At 40.6% G+C, this 4283-nt stretch carries 5 protein-coding genes and 2 pseudogenes; 2 read left to right on the forward strand and 5 right to left on the reverse strand.

The window, feature by feature from the left end; translation table 11 throughout:
* The 4 genes and pseudogenes from ACKI4H_RS11380 to tnpA form a co-directional block, all read right to left on the reverse strand.
* The coding region (locus ACKI4H_RS11380; RefSeq protein WP_407305793.1) for a transposase at positions 1–161 on the reverse strand (161 nt) is incomplete at its 3' end.
* Between the two features lie 34 nt (positions 162–195).
* Positions 196–1800: pseudogene (gene tnpC / locus ACKI4H_RS11385) on the reverse strand (IS66 family transposase).
* A 74-nt stretch (positions 1801–1874) separates the two neighbouring features.
* The gene (gene tnpB / locus ACKI4H_RS11390; protein WP_407305785.1) at positions 1875–2210 is read right to left on the reverse strand and encodes an IS66 family insertion sequence element accessory protein TnpB; all 336 of its coding nucleotides are present in this window, start codon (positions 2208–2210) and stop codon (positions 1875–1877) included.
* On the reverse strand, positions 2207–2635 hold the full coding sequence (gene tnpA / locus ACKI4H_RS11395) for an IS66-like element accessory protein TnpA (RefSeq protein WP_407305787.1): 429 nt from the start codon (positions 2633–2635) through the stop codon (positions 2207–2209). The genes tnpB and tnpA overlap by 4 nt, the downstream gene beginning before the upstream one ends.
* Positions 2636–3701: 1066 nt before the next feature.
* On the opposite strand from tnpA, the gene ACKI4H_RS11400 reads away from it, so the two are divergent.
* Complete coding sequence (locus tag ACKI4H_RS11400; RefSeq protein WP_407305789.1) at positions 3702–3917, forward strand: cold-shock protein; 216 nt, start codon at positions 3702–3704, stop codon at positions 3915–3917.
* Positions 3918–4004: 87 nt separating this feature from the next.
* Complete coding sequence (locus ACKI4H_RS11405) at positions 4005–4145, forward strand: hypothetical protein (RefSeq protein WP_407305791.1); 141 nt, start codon at positions 4005–4007, stop codon at positions 4143–4145.
* Positions 4146–4157: 12 nt separating this feature from the next.
* Here the strand turns inward: ACKI4H_RS11405 and ACKI4H_RS11410 are convergent.
* Positions 4158–4283 (reverse strand): annotated as a pseudogene (locus tag ACKI4H_RS11410) (IS982 family transposase); the annotation flags it as partial.

Raw genomic sequence — 4283 nt, forward strand, 5'->3', positions numbered from 1 at the left:
CCACCATCCTGCATAAGTCTTTTCCATTTAAACAGCAAACTTGGTGAGATGCCATACTGTCTGGCAACAGAGGAAACGGATGAGCCTAGTTGCATGGTCATGGCGACAAACTGAGCTTTTTCCTGACCTGAATAACGTCGACGACGTTGAACTGATGTAATAACGTAAGCGTGCGCTGAACCCCATAGCTATTTTTTAATTTTGGTCGGGTTTCCAGCGGTGCGGCAGCAATTCTTCTATTTGGCTCACTTTATGTGTCGGCAACCTTTTCAGCACATTACTTAAATAGGCATACGGATCCAAGCCATTCAGTTTTGCTGACTGGATTAAAGTCATGATATTGGCAGCTCGTTGGCCGCTGCGCAGCGAGCCAGCAAACAGCCAGTTCTTACGCCCCAAGGCCCAGGGACGCATTTGGTTCTCTATCCAATTATTGTCAATGGGTAGATTGCCATCATCCAGATAGCGGCTTAAGGCTGGCCAACGCTTCAGACTGTAATTGATTGCCTTGGCGGTTGGAGAACTCGATGGCACCATCAGATAATGTTGGTTTAACCATTCATACAGTTGTTGCATCACCGGTTGACTATGCTGTTGCCGGTATTCGCAGCGTTGTTGCGCTGTACCATCCGTCTTTTTCCTGAGTTCTGCTTCTATGGCATACAGTTTCTGAATCAGCACTAATGCCTGTTCAGCGATCTGACTTTTCCCGGTCACATGCAGTTCATGGAATTTACGACGTGCATGTGCCATGCAGCCCACCTCAATGACATCGCCTGATCTAAAGCGGGCTTTATAACCACTATAATCATCACAGACCAAATGACCCTGCCAGCCTTTCAGGAAGTCTTCAGCATGCTGACCTGAACGGCTCGGCTGAAAGTCATAGATCACCGCCTGAACCGGATTGTACTGTGTCGTGGCATAGGCCCAGACATAACCTTTCTTCGGTTTTTTCTCATCCTCACCCATCTGCATGATGGTGACCGGCGTTTCATCTGCATGGATCACCCGCTGCTGCAGCACAAGCTGTTTTAATGCATCCGTCAAGGGTTCAAGTTCCACCCCGCAGCGACCAATCCAGTCAGATAATGTGGATCTGGACAGATCAATACCTGCGCGTAGAAAGATTTGACGTTGACGGTACAGCGGTAAATGATCGGCATACTTGGACACCAGCACATGGCTAAGCAGTTCAGGACTGGCAATGCCTTTATCAATCACATAAGCAGGCATCGCTTGCTGAGTCAGGGTGTCGCACTGATCACAGACCCATTTACCACGTACATGCTGTTCCTTATAGAACTGTGCCGGTCTAAAATTCAGTTTTTCACTGACATCTTCACCGATACGACGGAGTTGGCATCCACAAGCGCATTGGGTTGATGCAGGTTCATGCTCAATACGGAGAGTGAGTAGATGATCTGGGAGCGGTCGACGTTTCGGTTTGTTAACTGTGGCTTTCTGTGTCGCTGCATCTGTTTTATCTATATTTAGCCGCTCCAGTTCCAGATCAACCGCTGCGATATCTTCTTCAACCGCTTCATCCCATAGATGGATTTGTTTTGCTGTTAGGTGTTCATTCTTTTAGGCGAATTTGTGCTGCTTAAATAGTGCGAGCTCATGCTCGTATTTTTGCGTGAGAATAGAAAGATGTTGATTGGTTACTTCAAGATGTTGAACTTTGACATCTAAGTGTTGTTTATCTTCTGCGAGTTGTTGATGCTGCAGCGCCAACTGCCGGGTAAATTCCAGCAGTTGTGTATGGGTCAGTTGGCTTAAATCAGGCAGCGTATTCATGACCGCAGTATGCCTGAGGTCATGACGCAGAGGAAATAGAACGTTTGGAGAATAGCAGAATGGACGAGCTTGGTTTAGAGCATAGTCACCACCTGCTGTCGTCCAATTCTCTGCCAGGGCAAACCCTGGATCAGTGCCTGCAACTGTTCCGTGCTGATCGCCACGCTTTCACCCTGATGAACCTGCGCCCAGTGGAATTTTCCCTGTTCCAGCCGACGGGCACACAGCCAGATGCCTAATCCATCATGTACCAGCACTTTCATACGATGGCCACGTTTATTACAGAACAGGTAAGCGCAATGCGGTTTGATGTAGCCAAAGGCTCTCACCACCTGAGCCATGGCAGTATCCATCCCTGCACGCATATCCATCGGCTGGGTAGAGAGCCAGATTTCATTTATATGGATCATTGAGTCAAACCTTGGATGAGTAACAGTAATTCAGTTGCAGACTCCACTGGCCATTCGATTTCGATCACCTGATCTCTTGCGGAACATTGTTTCTGATGCAGTGGAATTCTGATATGAGCGACAGCTTTCTTCTCCGGCACAGGTGGCGGAGATGTCTCTTGTTTGACTGGCGTCGGGTGAACAATGACGGGAAGAAAGTCGGTCTGTGGAATGGATGGGGTTTTTAATGCAGGGGGCATTGATCTGGACTGACGAATCCATTTATGTAGCAGATTGGCATTGACCTGATGTTGCATTGCTACTTTGGCCACTGATGTATCTGGCTGTTGGCAAAGCTCGACAAGGTGTTGTTTAAACTCAGGTACAAAGATTCTACGAGTTCGCTTTATCGTTTGTTCAGTGTCTATAAAAGTGTCTAAGGCCATAAACATGATGTCCATTTAATAAATAATGGACACTATCGGGATGTTAAGCAGATAAGAAAAGTGGGGTTCAGCGGACGCTTACGTAATAACTTCAATACGTTCCATAGAACACTCCTTAACCCTAGTGCTATGACTAGGTCTTAATTGAGAAGTGTCCGTTTTAATTGGGGGCTATTACAGTTTTTTCTTTAAAATCATAAAATAACTATAATTTTATGATTAATTTTAATCAGTTTTTAGTGTTATCAAATCATAGACTTTTTTATGCTCAAACTGATGGATAAGTCTCAGGATAAATGATCTCACTTCCTTAAGCAGGATTCGGGTTATATACAATTGAGCTGTCATTTAAACTTAAAACCTTTAAAAAATTCTGAAAAGTAGCTTGAATAAAAGGCTAATCAATTAATTCTTCATTGTATTTGTAACAATACAAGGGTAATCTGTAACCTAGAAAATATGAAAAGTAAATGAATGCGATTGTATAGCTCTTTAATAATGATATTGGCGTTTCTAATTTCGGGAATGATGATTGTTTCCCATCTACAAAGAGCTTATGTAACATTGCAAATTTAATCTTATTATTTATTAATTTGAAAAAAATTAGCTATAAAAGATTAACTGCCTAAAAACCGCCTGAATGGCGGTTTTTAAATATTTGAAGCAATCAATAAAAAGTAATTTTTTAGCTATTTTTTTTAGAGTATTACTCAGGATAAAACTTCTCCTAGAATTTAAAAAAGAAAGATCAAAGATATATCTCTTAAAATGCTGTTTTATGAAGACTGAATAGAACATTATTGGTTAAGTCCAAATTTTCAGAAAACTTGTTGTTTTATAAATAATTTAAATATGTATATAAGGAAACTTGATTATTTATTTTTTTCCTATATAATGAGCTCAACTAGAAAAAAAGTCTTGTTTCGGTAAATCTTCTTTAAGTATCGTAGTTTTAGTCATAATCCTTCGTTTTTTTTCAGATTTTAAGTTCCAATCTTTATTATTTTCAAAGTTATACTCAGTCAATAAAATGGCTAAAAATTATTAAAAATCAGTAGGATTTATTATGTCAAACTCAAATATTGTTACCGGTACTGTAAAATGGTTCAACGAATCTAAAGGTTTTGGTTTTATCCAACAAGAATCAGGTCCAGATGTTTTTGCTCATTTTAGCGAAATCGCTAGCTCGGGCTTCAAGACCTTACTTGAAGGTCAACAAGTTGAATTCAGCATTACTCAAGGTCAAAAAGGCCCAAATGCTGTGAATATTGTTGCTGTATAAGTAACCACAGATATTAAAAAAAGCACTTATGAGCGCTTTTTTTATTTTTAAAACCAAGAAAAACAATATAATTCTTAAAGAGAAAATATGCAAAAAATAGGTCTTACTGCTTCACTATTAACAATTATGACCCTAGCTTTAGGTCTACATATATATAAAGATGAAAAGAGAAGAAAAAATCAGGAAATAAAATATATAGTGGAAGAAGCTAAAAAAAATATTAAGTAACCCGAATCCTGTTTAAGCCAGTGACGTCATAATTTGAATTGTTGGCTTATTCTGCTGAGTTAATTGGTATGCACATAACGATGCATAAGTCCCCCTTAAAAAGCCTGCCATACTTCTAGCTTTACTCGTCACCAAATT

Origin of the sequence: Acinetobacter sp. (genome assembly GCF_045628685.1) — a bacterium.
GTDB lineage: Bacteria > Pseudomonadota > Gammaproteobacteria > Pseudomonadales > Moraxellaceae > Acinetobacter.

Bases quoted from the DNA above. Each gene is read 5' to 3' on its own strand.
- tnpB (WP_407305785.1), bottom strand. From the start codon at position 2,210: ATGATCCATATAAATGAAATCTGGCTCTCTACCCAGCCGATGGATATG.
- tnpA (WP_407305787.1), bottom strand. From the start codon at position 2,635: ATGGCCTTAGACACTTTTATAGACACTGAACAAACGATAAAGCGAACT.
- ACKI4H_RS11400 (WP_407305789.1), top strand. From the start codon at position 3,702: ATGTCAAACTCAAATATTGTTACCGGTACTGTAAAATGGTTCAACGAA.
- ACKI4H_RS11405 (WP_407305791.1), top strand. From the start codon at position 4,005: ATGCAAAAAATAGGTCTTACTGCTTCACTATTAACAATTATGACCCTA.